At 52.2% G+C, this 21,431-nt stretch carries 17 protein-coding genes; 8 read left to right on the forward strand and 9 right to left on the reverse strand.

Annotated elements, in window-relative coordinates:
- Positions 1 to 400: 400 nt before the first annotated feature.
- Positions 401 to 1,756 (forward strand): APC family permease, encoded by a 1,356-nt coding sequence (locus ACXKZG_RS07865; protein WP_013202916.1) that lies wholly within the window; start codon positions 401 to 403, stop codon positions 1,754 to 1,756.
- An 83-nt stretch (positions 1,757 to 1,839) separates the two neighbouring features.
- Here ACXKZG_RS07865 and sbcB read toward each other — a convergent pair whose 3' ends face one another.
- The 4 genes from sbcB to ACXKZG_RS07885 form a co-directional block, all read right to left on the reverse strand.
- On the reverse strand, positions 1,840 to 3,267 hold the full coding sequence (gene sbcB / locus ACXKZG_RS07870; RefSeq protein WP_488875957.1) for an exodeoxyribonuclease I: 1,428 nt from the start codon (positions 3,265 to 3,267) through the stop codon (positions 1,840 to 1,842).
- Positions 3,268 to 3,569: 302 nt separating this feature from the next.
- Positions 3,570 to 4,610: an acyltransferase family protein gene (locus ACXKZG_RS07875; protein ID WP_488875958.1), complete on the reverse strand. Its 1,041-nt coding sequence runs from the start codon at positions 4,608 to 4,610 to the stop codon at positions 3,570 to 3,572.
- 424 nt (positions 4,611 to 5,034) lie between these two features.
- Complete coding sequence (locus ACXKZG_RS07880) at positions 5,035 to 6,564, reverse strand: glucosyltransferase domain-containing protein (RefSeq protein ID WP_488875959.1); 1,530 nt, start codon at positions 6,562 to 6,564, stop codon at positions 5,035 to 5,037.
- 236 nt (positions 6,565 to 6,800) lie between these two features.
- Complete coding sequence (locus ACXKZG_RS07885; RefSeq protein WP_134824540.1) at positions 6,801 to 7,949, reverse strand: acyltransferase family protein; 1,149 nt, start codon at positions 7,947 to 7,949, stop codon at positions 6,801 to 6,803.
- Positions 7,950 to 8,221: 272 nt separating this feature from the next.
- Here ACXKZG_RS07885 and dacD point away from each other — a divergent pair, with 272 nt between their 5' ends.
- Positions 8,222 to 9,391 (forward strand): serine-type D-Ala-D-Ala carboxypeptidase DacD, encoded by a 1,170-nt coding sequence (gene dacD / locus ACXKZG_RS07890; protein WP_346566637.1) that lies wholly within the window; start codon positions 8,222 to 8,224, stop codon positions 9,389 to 9,391.
- 35 nt (positions 9,392 to 9,426) lie between these two features.
- Here the strand turns inward: dacD and ACXKZG_RS07895 are convergent, their stop codons facing one another.
- Positions 9,427 to 10,137, reverse strand: a complete 711-nt coding sequence (locus ACXKZG_RS07895) for an SDR family oxidoreductase (protein WP_488875960.1) — start codon at positions 10,135 to 10,137, stop codon at positions 9,427 to 9,429.
- 51 nt (positions 10,138 to 10,188) lie between these two features.
- Here ACXKZG_RS07895 and ACXKZG_RS07900 point away from each other — a divergent pair, with 51 nt between their 5' ends.
- Positions 10,189 to 11,151 carry a LysR family transcriptional regulator gene (locus ACXKZG_RS07900; protein WP_346597795.1) on the forward strand — a complete coding sequence of 321 codons (963 nt, stop codon included), beginning with the start codon at positions 10,189 to 10,191 and terminating at the stop codon, positions 11,149 to 11,151.
- A 108-nt stretch (positions 11,152 to 11,259) separates the two neighbouring features.
- Complete coding sequence (gene sbmC / locus ACXKZG_RS07905) at positions 11,260 to 11,727, forward strand: DNA gyrase inhibitor SbmC (RefSeq protein ID WP_134824537.1); 468 nt, start codon at positions 11,260 to 11,262, stop codon at positions 11,725 to 11,727.
- A 109-nt stretch (positions 11,728 to 11,836) separates the two neighbouring features.
- Here the strand turns inward: sbmC and ACXKZG_RS07910 are convergent, their stop codons facing one another.
- Genes ACXKZG_RS07910 through ACXKZG_RS07920 form a run of 3 tightly spaced genes read right to left on the reverse strand, consistent with a single transcriptional unit; the run spans position 11,837 to position 15,583 of the window.
- A complete protein-coding gene (locus tag ACXKZG_RS07910) occupies positions 11,837 to 13,063 on the reverse strand; it encodes a c-type cytochrome (RefSeq protein ID WP_488875961.1) in 1,227 nt (408 codons plus the stop codon).
- The gene (locus ACXKZG_RS07915) at positions 13,060 to 14,826 is read right to left on the reverse strand and encodes a GMC family oxidoreductase (RefSeq protein ID WP_488875962.1); all 1,767 of its coding nucleotides are present in this window, start codon (positions 14,824 to 14,826) and stop codon (positions 13,060 to 13,062) included. Before ACXKZG_RS07915 ends, ACXKZG_RS07910 begins: the two co-directional genes overlap by 4 nt.
- Position 14,827: 1 nt before the next feature.
- Positions 14,828 to 15,583: a gluconate 2-dehydrogenase subunit 3 family protein gene (locus ACXKZG_RS07920; RefSeq protein WP_134824535.1), complete on the reverse strand. Its 756-nt coding sequence runs from the start codon at positions 15,581 to 15,583 to the stop codon at positions 14,828 to 14,830.
- Positions 15,584 to 15,801: 218 nt separating this feature from the next.
- Between ACXKZG_RS07920 and ACXKZG_RS07925 the strand changes: the two genes are divergently transcribed.
- Together ACXKZG_RS07925 and ACXKZG_RS07930 are read left to right on the forward strand one after the other, a co-directional pair.
- Positions 15,802 to 16,860: an FUSC family protein gene (locus ACXKZG_RS07925; RefSeq protein ID WP_013202900.1), complete on the forward strand. Its 1,059-nt coding sequence runs from the start codon at positions 15,802 to 15,804 to the stop codon at positions 16,858 to 16,860.
- A 155-nt stretch (positions 16,861 to 17,015) separates the two neighbouring features.
- Complete coding sequence (locus tag ACXKZG_RS07930; RefSeq protein WP_013202899.1) at positions 17,016 to 17,336, forward strand: DUF496 family protein; 321 nt, start codon at positions 17,016 to 17,018, stop codon at positions 17,334 to 17,336.
- 28 nt (positions 17,337 to 17,364) lie between these two features.
- On the opposite strand, the gene ACXKZG_RS07935 is transcribed toward ACXKZG_RS07930, so the two are convergent.
- The gene (locus ACXKZG_RS07935; protein WP_346594148.1) at positions 17,365 to 18,435 is read right to left on the reverse strand and encodes a LacI family DNA-binding transcriptional regulator; all 1,071 of its coding nucleotides are present in this window, start codon (positions 18,433 to 18,435) and stop codon (positions 17,365 to 17,367) included.
- Between the two features lie 173 nt (positions 18,436 to 18,608).
- Between ACXKZG_RS07935 and ACXKZG_RS07940 the strand changes: the two genes are divergently transcribed.
- Together ACXKZG_RS07940 and ACXKZG_RS07945 are read left to right on the forward strand one after the other, a co-directional pair.
- A complete protein-coding gene (locus tag ACXKZG_RS07940) occupies positions 18,609 to 20,045 on the forward strand; it encodes an EmmdR/YeeO family multidrug/toxin efflux MATE transporter (RefSeq protein ID WP_013202897.1) in 1,437 nt (478 codons plus the stop codon).
- A gap of 28 nt (positions 20,046 to 20,073) precedes the next feature.
- Positions 20,074 to 21,303, forward strand: a complete 1,230-nt coding sequence (locus tag ACXKZG_RS07945; protein ID WP_013202896.1) for an MFS transporter — start codon at positions 20,074 to 20,076, stop codon at positions 21,301 to 21,303.
- The last annotated feature ends 128 nt before the right edge of the window (positions 21,304 to 21,431 follow it).

Here is a 21,431-nt window from a genome sequence, read left to right on the forward strand (position 1 = left end):
CAAGCAAAGAAATTGTTACTGAAGGCCTTAACCTCTTGTCATCCTGCCTCCGTCTGGTGCAGAATATGCGCCCTGCAAAATGAATCTATAACCGACGCTTATGCGCCGGTTATTTTTTTGCAGAAAACACATTCGCATTTAAGAGGCCGGTCCAGAACCGGATAGATAGTCGCTTTTAGCACGCACGGACGTGCTATGTTGAGGATAAGATTGATGGGGCTACACTTTATTACTCCAGTTCACGCCGGTATCCGCCAGCGTGATGACTACGGCGCCGCGGCAGGCACCACTTTCACCCACTCCTGCCAGTCCGTTTCCCAATGTAAGAACAGCTCTCGCAATGCGCGAAGTTTCCCTGTGGTTCAACCCAGAACGGTTGATGCTATGGGGAGGCTGAATCATGTCGCTTAATCCTCAAACGTCCCGTCCACAACTGAAAAAAACGCTGACATTATTGCCTGTGGTGATGATGGGGTTGGCCTATATGCAGCCAATGACCCTGTTTGATACCTTCGGCATTGTCTCTGGCCTGACCGATGGTCACGTGGCCACGGCTTACGCGTTCGCGTTAATCGCCATTCTGTTTACAGCGCTGAGCTATGGCAAGTTGGTCCGTCGCTTCCCATCCGCGGGTTCGGCCTATACGTACGCTCAGAAAGCTATCAGCCCACACGTCGGTTTTATGGTGGGCTGGTCATCGCTGCTGGACTACCTGTTCATGCCGATGATCAACATTCTGCTGGCTAAAATTTACTTCGAAGCGCTGGTGCCGGGTATCCCGTCATGGATCTTCGTGGTGATGCTGGTCGGCTTTATGACCCTTTCCAACCTGAAAGGCATCAAAACCGTCGCCAACTTCAACAGCGTAATCGTGGTGTTGCAGGTGGTGGTAATGGTCGCCATTATGGCAATGGTGGTGTATGGCGTAGCGCACGGCGAAGGTGCCGGCACGCTGGTCAGCAGCAAACCATTCTGGTCTGAGAATGCGCACGTGGTACCGATGATCACCGGTGCGACCATATTGTGCTTCTCGTTCCTGGGCTTCGACGGCATCAGTTCGCTGTCTGAAGAGACCAAAGATGCAGAGCGCGTCATCCCTAAAGCAATCTTCCTGACGGCACTGATCGGTGGGGTGATTTTTGTGGTGGTGTCGTACTTCCTGCAACTTTACTTCCCGGACATCTCACGCTTCAAGGATCCTGATGCGTCACAGCCAGAGATCATGCTTTACGTGGCAGGCAAAGCCTTCCAGTTCGGCATTCTGATCTTCTCCTGTGTCACCGTTCTGGCGTCCGGTATGGCGGCACATGCTGGCGTATCCCGCCTGATGTATGTGATGGGCCGTGACGGCGTCTTCCCGGAGCGCTTCTTCGGTTATATCCATCCGAAATGGCGTACCCCGGCGTTGAACGTGCTGCTGGTTGGCGCGATTGCCCTGTCGTCTATCACCTTTGATCTGGTGACCGCGACGGCGTTGATTAACTTTGGTGCGCTGGTGGCGTTTACCTTCGTTAACCTGTCGGTAATTTCGCAGTTCTGGATCCGTGAAGGCCGCAACAAGACGCTGAAAGATAACGTCAACTTCCTGCTGTTGCCGCTGTGCGGTGCGTTAACGGTCGGTGCGTTGTGGATCAACCTGGAAGAGAGCTCGATGATTCTGGGTCTGGTGTGGGGCACGATTGGTCTGATTTATCTGGCCTTCGTTACCCGCAGCTTCCGCAACCCGGTGCCGCAGTGCACTGAAGAGCCGATGTAAATCTGGCGATGTTGCAAATGAAAAGGGCGCTTCGGCGCCCTTTTTCGATCGTGCTAGTTGATGAACAGTTCAGCCAGAGGCCGTTAAGACACCAGTTCTCGCGCATAGTCGAACAAGGCCTTCAGCTGGGCGAGCTTCGCCTCATCGCCTTCATACTGATTGAAAAGCATTTCCAGCTCCTGCACATAGCTTTGCACTCGCTCTGGGTTCAAGGCTTCGCGACGATGCTGCAACCAGCGTGTCTGTTCGGCTTCATCCAGCGTGCCGGGATAGTTACGGGCGCGGAAGCGGAACAACAGTTTTTCAATGCGTGCATCGTTAAATGTCAGATCCAGCGCCGGTAAATTCTCCGGCAGCGTCTGCTGAATAATGTTCATGGTATTGCGATCGGCATCGCTGAAAAAGCCGTCATACAGCTGGGCATCTACGTCGCTGGAGCCGGCAAAAGGCTCGGCTTCAGCAAATAACGCCACCACTTTTTCCCGCACTTCCGGACGCTGACGCAGTATCGCGAGGTTATCCAGGCAACGCTGGCGATCGATCCCCAAACGTTCCGCATCTTCAGGACGCAGCGTATTGGCCGGTGCCACCACCGGGCATTTGTTGATATGCATTAGCTTAACCGGCACCGGCGCGTTATCACCCAGCTCATCGCGACGGGTATATAAACGCTCACGCAGGGTATCCGCATCCAACTCCAGCAGGGGAGTGATATCCCCGGCCAAATCACAGGTAATCAACGCATTTTTATTGACCGGATGCCACGCCAGCGGGGCAATCCAGCTGGTGTTGCCACGAAACGCGCCAAACATTCCGGAGATATGCACCAGCGGCTTCATCTGCGGAATATCAATCAGCGCAGTGATCTTGTTCTTATTGCGATGGGTGAACAGGAAGTCATACAGGCGCGGCTGCTTCTCTTTCACCAGCTTTGCCATAGCGATAGTCGCGTAGACATCAGACATCGCATCATGCGCATTCTCATGGGAAACGCCGTTGGCTTTAGTGAGATGCTCCAGACGGAAACTCGGCAAACCATCATCATTTTCTGGCCACGCGATCCCTTCAGGACGCAATGCGTAGCAGGCTCGCATCACATCCAGCAAATCCCAGCGGCTATTACCGTGCTGCCAGGCCCAGCCGTAGGGATCGTAGAAGTTGCGGTAAAGCAGGTTACGCGTGACCTCATCATCAAACCGCACATTGTTATAGCCAACGATGCAGGTATTAGGCTCGCTGAACAGCGCATGAATACGTTTGGTGAAAGCAGCCTCGGAAATCCCTTTAGCTTTCGCCAACTGAGGGGTAATCCCGGTAATCATCACCGCTTCCGGCTGCGGCAGGTAGTCATCCGCAGGCTGGCAGTAGAACACCTCAGGCTCACCGATGATGTTGAAGTCCATGTCAGTTCGGATCCCGGCGAACTGCGCAGGGCGGTCCAGCGACGGGCTTTTGCCGAAGGTCTCATAGTCATGGAACAGGAAGGTGGGCTGCTTCGTTTCGTTTTTCACTGTCTTCAATTGCCTAAGTTTTGTTATGTAGATGGTAGGTTTTCCCCGATACCACAAACTGAGGCTACGCATGAAAAGGCCGTATCTCAAGCAGGAATTGTGAAATCATCCAACCGGATTAGGGGATATCATTAAAAAAGTGCGAAAAACTAAATTTTTGATACATAGCAAGCAAACTGATGCAGTAAAACATTGCAAAATTAATGGATACATTATAAATTCTTTTAAATAATTTGATACATCTTTGAATCCAGAATTTTCTTGCCCCAGAGAGCATAGTAGAATAACACAACGTCCGGGTTCTATTTGCTTAATATTAATTTGGCCATCAATTTATGTCTGGATTTTTCAATTGGCTTCTCAATTAGAGAGTAAACTATCCAACCAAGTAAGATGGCTAAGAATGGGGCCATTATTGAATACGCTAAACTCTCTTTGTGATTAATAAGTAGTTGCGTATAAACCAACCAATGAAATAGATATATAGAAAAACTCCATCTACCTAAATAAGTAAGGGGTTTTATTGTGAGTATTTTGTTGAATATGGTTTGACTACTTAATGAAAAATAAATTAATGCAGCCCACGCTAATCCAAAGTGTAAGTGTTTATCAAGAAGGTAATTGTCTACTGGTATACCTAAGAAATACATTCTTACACCCGGGATTGAAAATATAACACCAATTATAATAACTAAAATTCCAGATGTTGCTACCCAAGACTTAGAAGTTAAACCATCACGTATTAGGAATGAAACCACTATACCTGGGACGAACGCCGAGATGTAATCTGTCATGTTTGTCGAGCTTGATGAAACCGAAGAATATGGATAGAAATATTGATGAGTAATAATTATTACCATTGAAATAACATATAACCCTAATCGTCCAAATTTATTATGGAATTTAGATAGGATAAACACGATTATTGGAAGTATGAAGTAGAATTTAAATTCAACGGCTACTGTCCATAGGTGTCCCCATGGTGAATTGAGTTTGAGAAGAAGGTATGCAAAATCAATAGGGTAATAATCTAATGAATAATATACGATAACCGCAATTACGTATAAAGGTATAATTCTTAAAAATCTCCCTAAGAAATAAGATATGATTTGGTTGATTCCAAAACCATTATTAATAAAATTGGATGTTAAAAGCAATGCGCTTAGAGCGAAAAATAACCATACGCCTATTTTCCCAGTACCTGGTATTAATGAGCCAATTTTAGGGAAGAACATACCAGTACTATGAGCAACAAGAACAATTAGCACAGCCAATCCCCTTATACCGTTTGCAGTAGGGAACGCTAACCTAGGGTGAGTTGAAGCCGAGTCGATATCTGTCACGATAATTCTCATATGATTGTGTTACATTGATTATAAAAAACTTAAGCTGTTGAAAATAATGAGCCCTTCAGAAATGGAATCCTCGGCACAAGCGCTTGTTTTGTAGAGCATCGTGGCTGGTTACAATAAACATTTTCAAGTTAAAATGATCGATTCTGATGTTTTCAATGCTGTTTATGCTTATAAATCTTATTTATTTTATGAGGTTATCACTTAGTTCATAATCTATAGAAAGCAAAATGATTGTGATTTTTTCCGCCATTAACCATTAAACAACTTAAAATGAAAAAAATATAATTTGACGATTGTAACTTTTTAGTAAATTACCCTCTGTAACCAATAACAATGCACGATTAGTTTATTTTATTATTTGAATGCAACTCTAAGAAAAAGCAGGCACTTAATTCAATCGGTACTTTAATGATTATCTACATCTTGATGAGTCGATGTTTTTATAGATGCCATTGATGCAATTGCCTGGGTTATTACCAAGTTTAACAACTATTATTCCATTTAAATTCATTATTCCTCCTTTCTTTGGCCAAACAGGAGCTGTTTTGATCTCCTCCCTGTACGCAGCCAGGTCAGAGTATAGTACAGGAACAATATTAGCTAATTCCTGACTTTGCATGAAAGCGGTTATTCTGGCTGAGTTACCACCATCCCAGTTCAAAAATGACGAACTGAACATGTCGGAATTTTGAAGTTTATTCATTGGCTGTAAATCCAGCCCGCCAAAGAAGTAAATTTTAGTGGGTGCTGATAAATTCACATTTTGTGTTCTTTCGATGTCTGCAGAAATGTTCGATGCCAGGCGATAATCTCTATTGTATGACAAATAATCTGAGTAAAACAGTCTACTGGATGCAGCCGTGCCACAGAGTAAAATCACCACAGGGAAGATAAATAACACGTTTTTTCTTTTTGTTTCTATAAATAACATTGAACTGATAATTGCAAACGACAGCGGTAAGGATGTCATTGCCCGAGCAGCAAGATAACCGCCAACGATAATATTAAATATAAAGGCTGATGCCACTATCAACATAGCAAGTACTGTAATCTGTATCTTCCATTTTTTATTTTTGATGAAAATTTTTGCGATAAAAGCAATCACTATGAGGCTAGATAATGAGAATGTGTTAAGCCCATAGGGGGCATTAAACGTAAAATAAGTTAAAATAAACTGGAATGTACTATGTAACGTATCACTGAAGTCGGCATGCAGCCAACCGATTAAATTCAAAAAATATGAGTCTGAGCTTACTCCATAATAATTCTGGACGACTCTTGTGATAATACTATAAAGTACTACGGCACTGACGGAGTTAATAATAAGCTTTACTGTATTTTTCATATTGGCAGGCGACACATCATTTCTCATATAAGAAATTGCCAAATGAGAAAAATAGAGTGTTACCGGCATTAAAACTATTGATTGGTAGATGGATATTGAAAATGCATAAAGTAAAGTTGGCAATGCTATTGATGAAATAAAACTATTGTAGTTGAATGTAAAATAAACCACTAAAGATGATGTAAGAATTGATATAGCCAGTGTATCAGACTGATTTGTAAATTGTAACTGATAAGCAAATTGTGGTAGTGCGATATAGAGTATTGAGAAAAATAGTGCAGTTTTAAAATCTAACTTCAGTGATTTTACGATTACTGCAGAAGAAAGAGAAAGTGCTATCAATGAAATCAAGGTTGTGAAAAATGGAACAAAGGGTTCTGGTAATATCAACGCTTTGAGTAAAGCATGACCCCATCTACCCATACTGATGGTATGTAGAATGTTATCATTGAATTCTTCATCTATTGATAATGTGAAATGCGTAAGTTCGAATCCATACACAATCATGCTGGATAATAATGATACAATAAAACTCGCAATGAAAATATAACTAGCAGAGCTTCGGTTTGACAGGCAGTTCATCTCTTTGTAATTCATTGTTCATTTCCGGCACTAACATTAAACTTGTTGTTTTTAAACATCGGCCTTAAATTGACCCCGATAGTTCTGATGATTTCCAGATTTAAGCCACACACATTAGCTACTTGAAGTCTTTGCTGCAAAGGGAAAAAAACATATCGAGGATAAGAGGAAGTGAATTTTTTATAAATGCATGATATATAATGTTATTTTAATGAAGCATTCACTTCCTTGTGAATGTTGGTTAGGCAGTTTTAACCCGCAACATCCCTCACCACAGGCCGTTGTCCCAGCACCTTCTTCCCAATCAGAATCCCAGGCTTTTCTACAAATTTGAAGAGCAAAGAACCCAGCACATACGTAATCGGGATACAGACTCCACAGACAATTACGAAGCGCATCATGTCGCTCTTACCGCCCAGACCGGTGTGGGTCAGCAGCAGCGCAATGGCTGGGATCACAATCAACAGGTGTAGCAGATAGACCGAGAAGGACACATCGCCCAACCAGGTGCTGACGCGGTTGTTCAAAAGTTTGCGGGGCAGGGCAATGACTTTGGTCATCAGGCTGCCTTCGGCGTACTGCCAGAGGATCGCAGCCATGCCGACAATCATCAGCACTTCCATCACCAGCTGCAGCGGAATGGCTTCCAGACCAATCACCTTACTGGCAACCGGACCCAGCAGCGCAAAGGCAACATACAGCAGCGCTTTACGGCGCACGGCTTCAGCCAGCAGCATGCCGGACAGGAACATATTCAGCTTTATCAGGATCATTGAAGGCATTTCGAACGCTTCATAGTAATCCGCCAGCACATAGCGGCCCACGCAGCACAGCACCATAAAGCCAATCAGCGAGGTGGCGTAGCCAAAGCGCATGGTCACCAGCATGATGAACGGGAACAACAGATAGAACTGCATCTCCAGTCCGATACTCCAGTCTGGCAGCACGGTATTAAAACCGTAAGCCGGTAACAGGCCGAACAGGAAGCTGAAATGGGTCAGGATATTTGCCAGCGACTGATCCGAGTAGCGCGATGACTCGGTTGCCGTGCCGGAATAGAAGTGGGCGATGGTGTCGCGCATCTCACCAAACCACGGGCCGTATACCAGCGCGATAATCAGCAGTAAATAGTAGAGCGGGGCGATACGGAAAAAACGGCGCGTCCAGAAGGTCTTGATGGTGCTGGCGCTCTGCCACGGCTCTTTATGTTGGCGCTCAACATAGTTTTTGGCCATCAGGTAGCCAGAAAGAAGAATAAAGAGATCCACACCAATGCCAGGTGAGGAGATCAGCGTGATATGGCAATGAATCAGTAAACTGATATGACCAACCAGAACCCAGAGTGATGCGATGCCTCGCAGCCCCTCAAGTTCTGTCGACCAGCCTCGTGTGGCAGACATAGTAAATCCTCATACTTGTGTAAATTTTCGTAAGCCAAGCGTAAAGGACATGTCAGCTGAAACAAGGTCTGTTGTTCCTAAAGTAAAATTTATCAGAATATCCCTGGGCTTTTGTTAATGGCTGGTTGTGCCGTTGATAACTTTCGCTCAACTAATCACCAATCTAATCGACTGAAAATTAATATTTTCTTGCAATTTATTCATACAATGATGCACAGGATCCCGTAAAACAGGCTGGTTTTTTTACACAGCAGATTATTGAGGGTGTTCCGTTGAAGAAGCGTCAGCTTGCAAGTATTAGTGTGGTTTTGGCTTTTGCCTCCCTGGCTCATGCCGATGACAATCCGTTGGCCTTTCCTATGACGCCTCCTTCTGTCGATGCCGCTTCCTGGGTATTGATGGATGCCACTACCGGCCAGGTGTTAACCCAGGGCAACGCCGATGAGCGTCGCAATCCAGCCAGCCTCACCAAGCTGATGACGGGATATGTGGTCGACCGTGCGATTGATGCCAAGCGCATCACGCGTGATGACATGGTAACGATAGGGCAGGATGCATGGGGCGCGGGCAATCCGGTGTTTAAAGGATCGTCGTTGATGTTCCTGAAGCCGGGCGAGAAAGTTTCCGTCCGCGATCTGAGCCGTGGCGTGATTATTGACTCCGGTAACGATGCCTGTGTTGCGCTGGCCGATTATGTCGCGGGCAGCCAGTCAGCCTTCGTTGATCAGATGAATCAGTACGTCACCAAGCTGGGCCTGACCAATACCCATTTCGAAACCGTTCACGGTCTGGATGCGCCAGGTCAGTTCACGACCGCCGGGGATTTGGCGAAGCTTTCCCGGGCGATTATCTCCGGCGAGCCCGATTTTTATCAGATGTATGGCGAAAAATCCCTCACCTGGAACGGCATCACTCAGCAGAATCGTAACGGTTTGTTATGGGATAAAACCCTGCACGTCGACGGTCTGAAAACCGGTCACACCGAAAGCGCCGGTTTTAATATCATTGCTTCCAGCGTTGACGGACAGCGTCGTCTGATTGCGGTGATCATGGGCGGAAAAAGTACCAAAGGGCGTGAAGAGCAGGCGCGTAAACTGCTGACCTGGGGCCAGAACAATTTCGATACCGTGCAGCTGTTCCATGCCGGCAAAGAAATTGGTCATGAAAACGTCTGGTACGGCAATCCGCATCAGGTCTCCGTCGGCAGCGATAAAGATGTCTATCTGGCCCTGCCGCGTGATGAAGTGAAAAAGATTAAAGCGAAATACGTTATCGATCGCAAAGATCTGGAAGCGCCACTCAAAGCCCATGAACAGGTGGGATCGATTCAACTGGTTGATGGCGACAAGACGCTGGCGTCTTATCCGCTGGTTGCCCTGCAGGAAGTGAAGGAAGCAGGCATCATTACCCGCATCGAAGACTACATCAAACAGAAGCTGTAAGTGAAACAGGCGGTCCGCAATGGGCCGCCTGCTGCTTAAGGCTTGATGGCACCACCGCCATCCACCAGCACGGTTGAACCGGTGGTGTAGGCATTTCCGGCCAGAAACAGCACCGCCCGCGCCACATCTTCCGGCTGCCCCAGCGTTTTGGCGGGTAACGATGCGCGCAGGGTGGCAAAGAGTTGCTCCCGGGCGACGTGTTCCATGCCAGCCCACAGCGGCGTCTCAATCACGCCAGGGGAAACGGTATTTACCCGCACCGGCGAAAGCTCCAGCGCCAGACCACGTCCTAATGACTCCAGCGCCGCGTTGATGGCGCCCTGCAACACCGTTTTGCCCGGACGGACGCTCAAAAATCCCGACACAAAGGTCAGCGATCCGCGTTCGGCAATTTTGGCCGCCCGGGCAACCCTGTAGGCTCCCCAAAACTTACTTTCCATTGCGCTGTAAGCGCTGTCCAGCGGCAGACTTTTCACCGGTCCGCCCGGCGTCTGCGCTGCGGAAATCGCAATATGATCCCAGGCCGGTTGCGCAGCAAAGAACTGTTCAATCTGCTGATTGTCGGCGGTATCCAGCACGGCAACTTCGACCTCTCCCAGTCGTGCTGCGGCTGCCTGCAGCTTATCCAGACTGCGTGAGGCAATGGTCACCCTGGCACCTTCAGCCACGAATGCCGCCGCGATGGCTTCACCGATCCCGGAACTGCCGCCGACGACTAATACTTGCTGTTGTTTAAAAGTCATCATCTTCTCCTCAGGTTTTCCTCAAGCTTATGCCTCTCGCTTTCTTGACGGAATATGCAACACTTGCAAGGGATTGTTGCCGCTACATTGAGAATCGCTATGCTGAAAGATATCCGTGACATCGCCTTATTCAACGCCATCGTCGCCTGTGGTTCACTCTCTGCGGCCGGGCGACAGCTGGGATTATCGCTGGCTGTGGTCAGCAAAAGGCTGACGCAAATGGAGCAGCAGCTTGGCGTGCGTCTGTTTCATCGCACCACGCGGCATGTCTCGCTGACCGACGAAGGGTTGGTGTTTACCGAACATGCTCTGCGGCTGCAGCAGGAGCTGGACTCGATTGAGAGTGCGCTCTCATCAAGGCAGGGCAAAGCCAGCGGCACCTTGCGCATTACCTCTTCGCACAGTATGGGCCAGCGCTGGCTGTCGCCGATTGTCACCCGATTTATGCAACAGCATCAGAGCGTCAAACTGCATCTTCACCTGAGCGACCGGGTGATCGATCTGGCGGCCAGCGGCTACGATTTGGCAATACGCTACGGCGCGCTGGCGGATTCCCGGCTGGTCGCTCGGGAACTGGTGCCAAATCAGCGCGTGCTCTGCGCGTCTCCTGCGTATCTGCAGCAGGCCGGTGAGCCTCTGTCACTGGAGGAGTTAAGCGCGCACAGCTGCATTATCTCTGGCGATAACCCGGTCACCGAGTGGACCTTTGGCGCCGGGGAATCTCAGCGCAGCGTACAGATCAACGCCCGTTTTCACGTCAATACCGGTGAGGCTGCACACGGCCTGGCACTGCACGGTGCCGGGATCGTGGTGAAATCTGTCTGGGATGTGGCAGACGACCTCAAATCAGGCAAGCTGGTGCAGGTTCTCACTGACCATCCTCTTCCCGCCGCGCCACTGCATGCGATCTGGTTGAATGGCAAGCAACAGCCTCCGCGCGTGCGGCTGTTTGTCGACTATCTGCGCGAGGCGCTCGCCCAGCAGTGGCAGGATTTCAGCCTGACCCGGCCCGACTAAAGTCTTTTGCAGGCTGGCTCGCAAAACAACATTTCAGCGGCTTTTTTGCTCGATCATCTACACTTCTGACTGTATGTTTAACCAGTTATCCTGATGAGGAGCAAGAAGATGAATGTTGAAATCGTTGAGCGTGAAGAGAGCAAAACAGCCGGTTTTCATCTTGTGGGGCCGTGGGAAGTCACCGCGCCCGAAGGCTTTGACAAACTGGTGGCCTGGACCAGTAAGCATAATGTGATGGGCCCATGGATGGGCGTGTATCACGGTAATCCGCGGGCGGTGCCAGCGGAAGAGCTGAAAATTGAAACGGTGATCGGCGTGCCGACCGACTTCGAGCTGCCTGAAGGGAGTGAGGGCGCCAGGCTCAGCATCATTCCCGCCGGAACCTATGCGATGAATCTGGTGCATGTGAACGACGGTGATTTCACCAAACCCTGGTATGCCTTCTTTGATGAGTGGCTGCCGGACAGCGGGTATGTGATGGCGGAAGGGCCCTGTTTTGATCACTACCTGAACGACGGTTCGGAGAGCGGCGAATGGGATATCGAGCTCTATATTCCGGTCAGCAAAGCGGAATAAAAATGAAAGAGCAGCGCAATCACTCACGCTGCTCTTATTGCGAACCCTGCAATCGGCTTAGCCGGTTTACCGTGCAGGTTTTAACCCTGCAGCAAGCATCCGGGGCACGCTATTTACGTAGTTCTTCCTTCAGGTCCTTCACATCGCCAGCGCTGACCGGTGATGCGGCATTACCCCAGCTGTTGCGAACGTAGGTAATGACATCGGCCATTTCCTCATCGCTTAGGGTGCCGGCAAACGAAGGCATCGCTGGCGCGGTTGGACGGGTATCCGTATCCACGCCACGGCTGCCCGCAACCACCACATGGATCAGCGAGGTGGCGTTCGGCGCATTCACCAGCGGGTTATTGGCCAACTGAGGGAAGATATTCTTACCGCCCTGGCCCTGAGGCGCATGGCAGGCAGAACATTTCGCTTCATAAATTGTTGCACCGGTTTTCATCCGACTGTCGTCTGCGGCCAGGGCTGTCGGCGTGTCATCGCCCTGTTTTGGCGTGGCTTTCAGGTAGGTGGCGACCGCTTTCAGATCCTCGTCGCGCCAGTATTGCGTCGAGTTCTTCACCGCATCCGCCATCGGCCCGGACGCGATGTCATACCGGTTTACGCCGGTACGCAGATAGCTGACGATATCTTCCTGCGTCCATTTACCTAAACCGGCATGCTCATCGCTGGTCAGATTCGGTGCCCACCAGCCTTCGACCACCGCGCCGGACAGGAACGCGCTGTTCTTGTCACCGCCGAGGATGTTTTTCGGCGTATGGCAGGTTCCGCAGTGGCCTAACCCTTCAACCAGGTAAGCGCCACGGTTCCATTCCGCCGATTTGCTCATATCCGGCTTGAATTCGCCCTTATCGAAGTTCATCCAGTTCCAGACAATCAGACTGGTACGGACGTTAAACGGAAAGGGCAGCTGGTTGGACTCAATTTCCTGATGGATGGGTTGCAGGCTCTGCAAATACGCCCACAGGTCAGCGTTATCCTGGCGGGAGACTTTGGTATAGGCGGTGAACGGCATGGCGCCGTAAAGCCGCTTGCCACCGTGGCCAATCCCTTCGGACATGGCGCGCTGGAAGTCATCAAAACTCCAGTTGCCGATACCGGTTTCACGATCGGGAGTGATGTTGGCGCCAACCAGTTTACCGAAAGGCGTGTTCAGGCCAACGCCACCGGCGAACGGTTTTTTCGGATCGACGGTATGGCAGGCGGTACAGTCACCCAGTGTGGCGATGTAGCGGCCACGTTCAATCTGATCGTATTCCGGCTGGGCCCAGGCTTCAGAAACGCCGAGCACCGCGAGTGAGATCGCAGCCAGTGCGAAAAGCGTGCGCTTTTTCATGCGGTAATCATCTCCCCTGGACGTTTCAGATAGTACTGGCGAATGTCGTGCGCGGCCTTAAAGGCCAACGCGCCGACGGTGCCAGTCGGGTTATATCCCGGGTTTTGCGGGAAGGCAGACGCACCGACTACAAACAGATTCGGCACGTCCCAGACCTGCAGATGCTTGTTCACCGAGCTGTTCGACGGATCGGCACCCATTACAAAGCCGCCGCAAACGTGGGAAGACTGATAGGGCACGCTGTTCCAGTGGCCGCTGGTCGGCTTGGAAACGATCTGGCGCGGATCCATGGTTTTAGCAATTTCCGCCACTTTTCCGGTGCAGTACTGCGCCATACGCAGATCGTTTTCCGGGAAGTCGAAGGTGATACGCAGCAACGGACGACCGTGCGGATCCTTGTAGTTCGGATCCAGCGACAGATAGTTAGTGCGTTGGGTATAGCTGCTGGCCTCACACCCGATTGACATGGTGCTGAGATAGTTCTTCACCGTGGCCTTCTTCCAGTCGGATCCCCATTTTGGCGTGCCTGGCGGTACCGGGCGGCTGTTGATGGGCGCTGCGCCAATTGGCGTCACGCGAATACTGCCGCCGCCGAAGAAGCCCAGCCCGCTGTGGTCGAAGTTATCGTTATTGAAATCATCAATGCCCATCCCGACGGCACCGGCACCGATAAACGGGTTGAAGTTCTTGTCATCGAAGAACAGGGTGACGCCGTTCGCGGTCTGGTAGGCGTAGTTACGGCCGGTGGTACCGGTGTTGGTCACCGGATCGTAGGCTTTGCCGATGTTGGAGAGCAGCATCAGACGCACGTTCTCGAAGGTATAGGCCGCGACGATCACCAAATCCGCAGGCTGTTCCCATTCATCGCCGCTGGAGTCGATAAAGGTCACGCCAGTGGCTTTTTTACCGGTGGAGTCAGTTAAGACCTGCAACACTTCGCTGCTGGTATGCGCGGTGAAGTTGGGTTTGCGCATCAGGGCTGGCAGAACGGTGGTGATGGCGCTGGCCTTGGAGTAGTTAGCGCAACCGTAGTTGGTGCAGTAGCCACAAAAGGTACAGGGCCCCATGGTCACGCCATACGGGTTGGTGTAGGCCTCGGACACCAGCGATGAAGGCACGGCAAAGGCGTTATAGCCCATATTGCGGGCGGCTTCAGCAAACAGCGTCGGGCCATAAGGCTGTTTCATCGGTGGCGTCGGATATTCACCGGAGCGTGAGCCTTCAAACTGGTTGCCGCCTGCCTGCTTCACGCCATTAATCACGCCCGCTTTGCCGGAGGTGCCGGCAACACGTTCGAACTGCATATAGTGCTTTTCAATTTCGTCCCAATCCATGCCCCAGTCCTGCAGCGACAGATCGGAAGAGATGGCATTTGCACCATAACGTTCGGTCAGGTGACTGCGCAGGCGAAACTCTTCCGGCTGGAAACGGAAGGTAATTCCCGCCCAGTGGTTGCCCGCGCCGCCGGTGCCGTTACCGGGGTGGAAAGATCCCCAACTGCGCATCGGTAAGGCAGTCTGTGAAGGATTGTTACGCATGGTGCAGGTGTTCTGGCGGGTGCGCAGCATCAGCTCTTCACGTTGCACATAACGCAGCTCATCGGTAATGGTGGCAACGTTAAAGTCCCGCGCCGTATCGCGCCACGGGCCGCGTTCAATGCCGACAATGTTTAGCCCTTCATCTGCCAGTTCATTGGCGATGATCGAGCCAGCCCAGCCCAGGCCGATGATGACCACATCGGTTTTTGGTAGTTTGGTCGCCATATCAGGATCCTTTTTTCTGGGTTGGCAGGTCGGCAATGCTCACCGGTTGCAGCTTCAGGTCCTGGTTATGGCGGCCAATGTAGTCGCGATAATCATAACGTGCGCCGGGGAAGCCCAGCATCTTCCAGGAAACCATGTCTTTGTTGCCGCCATAAATTGGATCGGCGAAGAACCCTTCCATGGCATTGGTCAGCACCTGAGCAAAAAATGAGGCGCTGTCGTAACCGTCCAGCGCAATCTTGCCGTTTTCAAGGCCATGCAGGATGTCGTCCTGCTGCTCGGCAGTCAGGTCTTTAAAGGCTTTCTGCTGGCTGGTCTGGCAATATTTGTTGAGGGCGGCAATGCCCAGGCGATAACGCTGACGGGGCACCAGCGGGGACTGATCGCCCTGTTCCGGAACGCCTTTTTCAAACGGGCCTTCCATATACAGGCGTTCAAAGGTGCCGTAAAAACCGTGCAGCTGGCGATCGATAAACACGGTACACCCGGCTTCTTTACCGCCCATGCTCAGCTCATCGGCCGGGATCAGGCGGTCAACGATGGCGTCTATCGTTGCGGCTTCTTCCTCGGTGAAAAACAGCAGGGCAGTGGAATCAAAGGTTTCGGGTGGGTTGTTTGAAAAAGGTGTCCAGCCTGGGGCACCGGTAAGGGTGACGGCTTTGGCAACGCCGGTGGCGGTAGCCGCTATCGCGCCGGTCGACCATGTCAAAACCTGCCGCCGGGTGACCCCAGGCTGCGTTGAAGTGGGTTTGCGCATTGAGCTTCCTATTGTTCCAGTCTGTAAAGATATATCTAAAGTGTAAAAATATGAGCAAGACGACAGTATTATGTATAACAGATGTTGTTGTTTTGTTAATTAGTGTTATTCCTTAAAAGATGTAAGGAAATTCCTCACTAAAAATAGTGCAGAATCAATTACGGCGCTTTTTTCGATCGGGTATGATGCCCAGCTTCAACTGTTATCAGGAGAACTGTGTGCGCCCGGACAAGCCGTTATCGGCCTTCGAATTCACGCTCTACCGCAACTATCGCACCGTGCATGGCATTCGAATTGCGCTGGCATTTGTGCTGACCTTTTTGCTGGTGCGGCTGCTGGAAATCCCGGAAGGGACCTGGCCGCTGATCACGCTGGTGGTGGTGATGGGCCCCATTTCATCCTGGGGGAACGTCTTTCCCCGTGCGCTGCAGCGCATCGGCGGCACCATCTTTGGCTCCGTCTCCGGACTGATCGCCCTCAAGCTTGAAGTGATCTCCCTGCCGGGAATGCTGGTGTGGTGCACCATCGTGATGTTCCTGTGCGGCTTTCTGACGCTGGGCAAACACCCTTACATGGCGCTGCTGATCGGCATCACGCTGGCGGTAATTTGCGGCGCACCGCCGGGCGATCTGACCACCGCGTTATGGCGCGGTGGCGATGTGATCTTCGGCTCGCTGCTGGCACTGCTGTTTACCAGTATCTATCCGCAGAAAGCCTATACCCACTGGCGCATCAAGCTCTCGGATTCGCTGCTAGAAACTGCCAAAATCTATCATGCTGGTTTCTCGCCGAACCTGGTGGAGAAGCCCCGGCTGACGCGGCCATTGCAGCGATTGTTAACCGGCGTCGTCAAAATGCGCTCGCTGATTGAGCCGTCCAGCAAAGAAACCAAAATTCCCAAATCGGTGTTTGAAGGTATCCAGACGCTGAACCGCAATATGGTCTGTACCCTTGAGCTGCAGCTGAATGCCTGGTGGAACTCGCGCGAGAGCCATCTGATCATGCTGAACGCCCCGGCGCTGCGTCATACCCAGGAAATGACCGAGAACACGCTACGCAAACTGTCGAAAGCCATTGTCGAAGGCAATACGGACAAAATTGCGGCTTACAGTGGTGAGCTGGCGGAAGTCAGCCGCGAACTGCGACAGCTGATTAAGGAATATGACAGCGACGAGCGGGTGGAGACGGCGATCCACGGCTACGTCTGGCTGAGCCTGGAAATGGCGGGGCAGCTGGAAAGACTGTCCGATTTGATGCGGCTGGTCTTGCGTAAATAAGCGATATGCAACAACTTACTGCGGGAAACAGTCGTTCGCGCTAAGATAGGGCCCGACTCTACAATTTCAAAATTGCCTTCGGCCGCGGTGAGCCGCTAAGCTGAGTGCTACGATAATGACGCCTGTGCGAACAGGCCTAAATGAAAGGTGTCTTCATGGAAAATGCAAAGCAATCATTTCAGGACGTGCTGGAGTTCGTGCGGATGTTCCGTCGTAAGAACAAGCTGCAGCGCGAAATTCACGATAACGAAAAGAAAATTCGTGATAACCAGAAGCGTGTCTTGCTGCTCGATAACCTTGGCGAATACATCAAACCGGGCATGAGCATTGAAGCCATCCAGGAAATCATTGGCAGCATGCGCAGCGACTACGAAGATCGTGTTGATGACTACATCATCAAAAATGCCGATCTGTCGAAAGAGCGTCGTGACCTGTCGAAGAAATTGAAAGCGATGGGCGAGCCTAAACCGCAGTAAGGTTTAGCGATTCAGACTCCAGGGGCGATCATCGATCGCCCTTTGTTTTTTCTGCAGGTTGTTGACGCTTTCCGGTCATCGCCTGTGCATTTACCCGCTGTTGCGGCGGCGCGGCGGTGGTTTCCCGGATCATTAACCGGGTGGCAAACGGCCGCATCAGCGCCGGACTCTGCTCCTCATTGAGCGTCTGCACCAGCCAGTCCACGCTGCGCTCACCCAGCTGCTTGATATCCTGACGGACCGTGGTCAACGGTGGTTGATACCATGCGCTCTCGGCCGTGTCGTCGTAGCCCACCACCGAAATCTCCGCAGGGATCTGCAATCCCGCCTGATGCAACGCCCGTAGCGCACCTAACGCCATCTGATCGTTAGCGACCAGCAGGGCGGTCGGCAGGGCACTGCCAAAGAGAGAAAGGGTGGCCTGATAGCCTGATTCGGCGCTCCAGTCCCCGGTCAGTTCACGGTGCGGCGTAAGCTGATTTTCCGCTAATACCCTAAGCCAGGTTTGATGACGCGAGGCGGCCGCCACCGACGCTTTCGGCCCATTCAGCAGCGCAATCTCCCGATGTCCCAACGCCAGCAGGTGTTCAATGCCCTGGCGGGCGCCGGTTTCTGCACTGTACTGGCAGGCCGGCACCGGCGCATCATCCGGGACATCGAGAAACAGGCCCGGAAGAGGGCGGGTGAGTGCGGCAATGTGACTGGCGCTGGCATTATCCAGCGGCAGGTTAACCAGTAATGCATCCACGCGCTGGGCCAGCAATTCCTGCACCGCCACGTCGGCTCCTTTCGCGCCAGACATGGCGATCACCAGTCGGTAACCCAACGCGGTGGCACGCTGCTGAATCGCCGACGCCATTTGCGCCGGGGCCAGCAGCGCCAGATCGCTGGTGGCCAGACCCAGCGTGCGCGAGTGTTTCCCGGCCAACTGCTGCGCCACGCGGTTGGGAACATAGTTCAGCGCCACCATCGCCGCTTCCACTTTCAGCCGGGTCTTTTCCGCCACGCTGGCAGAATGGTTCAGCACGCGGGAAACCGTCTGGTAAGAGACTCCTGCGGCAGCGGCAACATCATCCAGCGTAACGGAACGGGGCTTCATGGCTTTCTCCTGAAAATCGTCGCGGCAGTTTAGCAATAAAGCCTGAAGACAGCGGAAACTTCTTTGACCGCTGACCGCCTTTTTGTGCAGCGCGAAAAAAAAGACTTTGCATAATAGTCAGCCTTTTACCATCATCAATCAGGACTACTTACCTCTTCCTGGCTGGAACTACCTTGCAAAACTTCAGAGTCTCTCTGCTGCAGGCGATCAAAAATACGGCGTGGTATCCCAAAAGACATTCCTACCGAGTTTTATTCTGGCGAGAAATCACCCCGCTGGCCGTGCCGATCTTCTTCGAGAACCTTTGCGTCCTGCTAATGGGGGTGCTCAGCACCTTCCTGGTGAGCTGGCTGGGCAAAGAGGCGATGGCGGGAGTGGGGCTGGCAGACAGCTTCAATATGGTGATTATCTCCTTCTTCGCCGCCATCGATCTCGGTACCACCGTGGTGGTGGCCTTCAGCCTTGGGAAACTCAATCGCGAACGGGCGGAAGCGGCAGCCAGACAATCGCTGGTGCTGATGACGCTGTTTGCCGTGTTGCTGGCGCTGCTGATCGAGTTCTTTGGCGTACAGATTATTGATGTGATTGCCGGCAGTGCCGAACCGGCGGTGAAAGCGCTGGCGTTGGATTACCTGACCATCAGCGCCTGGAGTTATCCCGCAGCGGCCATCGCGCTGATTGGCTGTGGCGCACTGCGCGGCGCAGGCAACACTAAAATTCCAATGCTGATCAACGGCGGAATGAACATTCTGAATATCGTGATCAGTACCGCACTGATTTACGGCTGCTTTGGCTGGAAAGGTCTGGGCTTTGATGGCGCGGCCGTTGGCTTAACCATCTCGCGCTATATCGGCGCGCTGGCGGTGATTTACGTGCTGATGATTGGCTTTAACCCGCGTTTAAAAATCACCCTGAAAAGCTACTTCACGCGACTCAATACCAGCATCCTGATGGAAGTGCTGGGGATTGGCGTGCCGGCCAGTATTGAATCGGTGCTGTTTAACGGCGGCAAGCTGCTGACGCAAATCTTTGTCGCCGGGATGGGCACCGACGTTATCGCCGGTAACTTTATCGCCTTCTCGATTGCCTCGATGATTAACCTGCCGGGGAACTCGCTGGGGTCGGCCTCCACCATCATTGTTGGAACGCGATTAGGCCGGGGCCAGCTGCTGCAGCCGGAACGTCAGCTCCGGCATATCTTCTGGCTATCCACCATTGGCTTATGTTTACTGGCGGCGATAACGGTGCCGTTCGCCGGTATCCTCGCGTCGTTCTACACCAAGGATCCCGATGTCATCCACGTGGTGAAAATCCTGGTCTGGCTTAACGCGGCGTTTATGCCTTTCTGGGCGGCCTCGTGGGTCTTGCCCGCCGGGTTGAAAGGGGCGCGCGATGCGCGATTCACCATGTGGATCTCGCTGTTGGGCATGTGGGGCGCCCGCATCGTGGCCGGTTACACGCTCGGTGTGGTATTGGGATTCGGCGTGGTGGGCATCTGGCTCGGCATGTTTATGGACTGGATTGTGCGTGGCTTCTTCTTCTATCGCCGTCTGAACAGCGGCCGCTGGTTGTGGAAATACAAAAAGCCGGCAGTGTCATCTGCTCAGTAAAATAAAAATATTCAGGTAAAAAATCGCTATGCGTTCTTCTGCACCCGCCAGGGCGGATTCCCTGTTTCAACACCGTTCTTTCGTCGCATTCTGGCTGGCCCGCACCACCTCCAGCTTCGGTTTCCAGATGCTCTCCATTGCGGTGGGCTGGCAGATCTATTCGATCACCGGCCGTGCCTGGGATCTGGGCCTGATTGGCCTGGTGCAGTTTCTGCCGGCGGTTCTGCTGGCCTTGCCCGCAGGCCACGTCGCCGACCAGTTCGATCGCCGCCGGGTGGTGCTTTTCGGCCAGCTCACCGAGTGGATTGCCATTGCGGTGCTGGCGGGACTGACGCTGGCACACAAAACCGATGAGGTGATAATCCTCGGGCTGGTGTTCATTATCTCGGTGGCCAGAACGCTGGAAGCGCCGTCGTTACAGTCGATGCTGCCCGCGCTGGTGCCGCCGGCGATGCTGGCCCGCGCAACGGCTGCCAATGGCGCCTCGATGCAGACCGCCTCGATGCTCGGCCCGGCGCTGGGTGGCTTCCTGTATGTTGCCGGCCCGGGCGTGGTGTATCTCACGGCCGGGCTGCTCTATCTGATTTCAATCGTGATGGTCAGCCGTCTGCGTTATGAGCATGCGCCACCGAAAAGGACGCCCGCGACCTTTGAGAGCGTCTTTGCGGGCGTGCGCTTTATCCGCAACCGGCCGGATGTCCTGGGCGTGATCTCGCTGGATCTTTTTGCGGTGCTGCTGGGTGGCGCAACGGCGCTGTTGCCGATCTTCGCCAAGGATATCCTGCATACCGGTCCCTGGGGGCTGGGATTACTGCGCGGTGCGCCAGCGGTGGGTGGATTGCTGGTGGGCTTCTGGCTCAGCCGCCGCACTTTAGAGCGCAACGTCGGCATGACGATGTTTGCTGCCGTGGCCGGATTTGGCGTCGCCACGCTGATTTTTGCCCTGTCGAAAGAGCTGTGGCTGTCGATTCTGGCGCTGTTCGCGTTGGGCGGATTTGATATGGTCAGCGTGGTGATCCGTGGCTCGCTGGTGCAGCTGGATACCCCTGACGAGATGCGCGGGCGCGTCAGTGCGGTTAACTCGATCTTTATCAACACCTCAAACCAGCTTGGCGAGTTTGAGTCCGGCATGCTAGCGGCCTGGCTTGGTGCGGCGCCAGCGGCGGCGGTCGGCGGGATTGGTACGCTGATCGTGGTGGGGCTGTGGATGGTGTGGTTCCCAGGCCTGCGTCGCCGTCAGCGCCTGCACAACGACTGAATTGTTAGCAATGTGCTGCACGGGAGGTAAAGGGATGTTAAGGGTTGAAATCATTTTCATCTTTTAAATGATAATGATTATCGTTATATTGCGATGCTGAACGCCGCCAGACGGCTGAAACATCGTAA

The organism is Erwinia sp. 2186 (assembly GCF_057812255.1).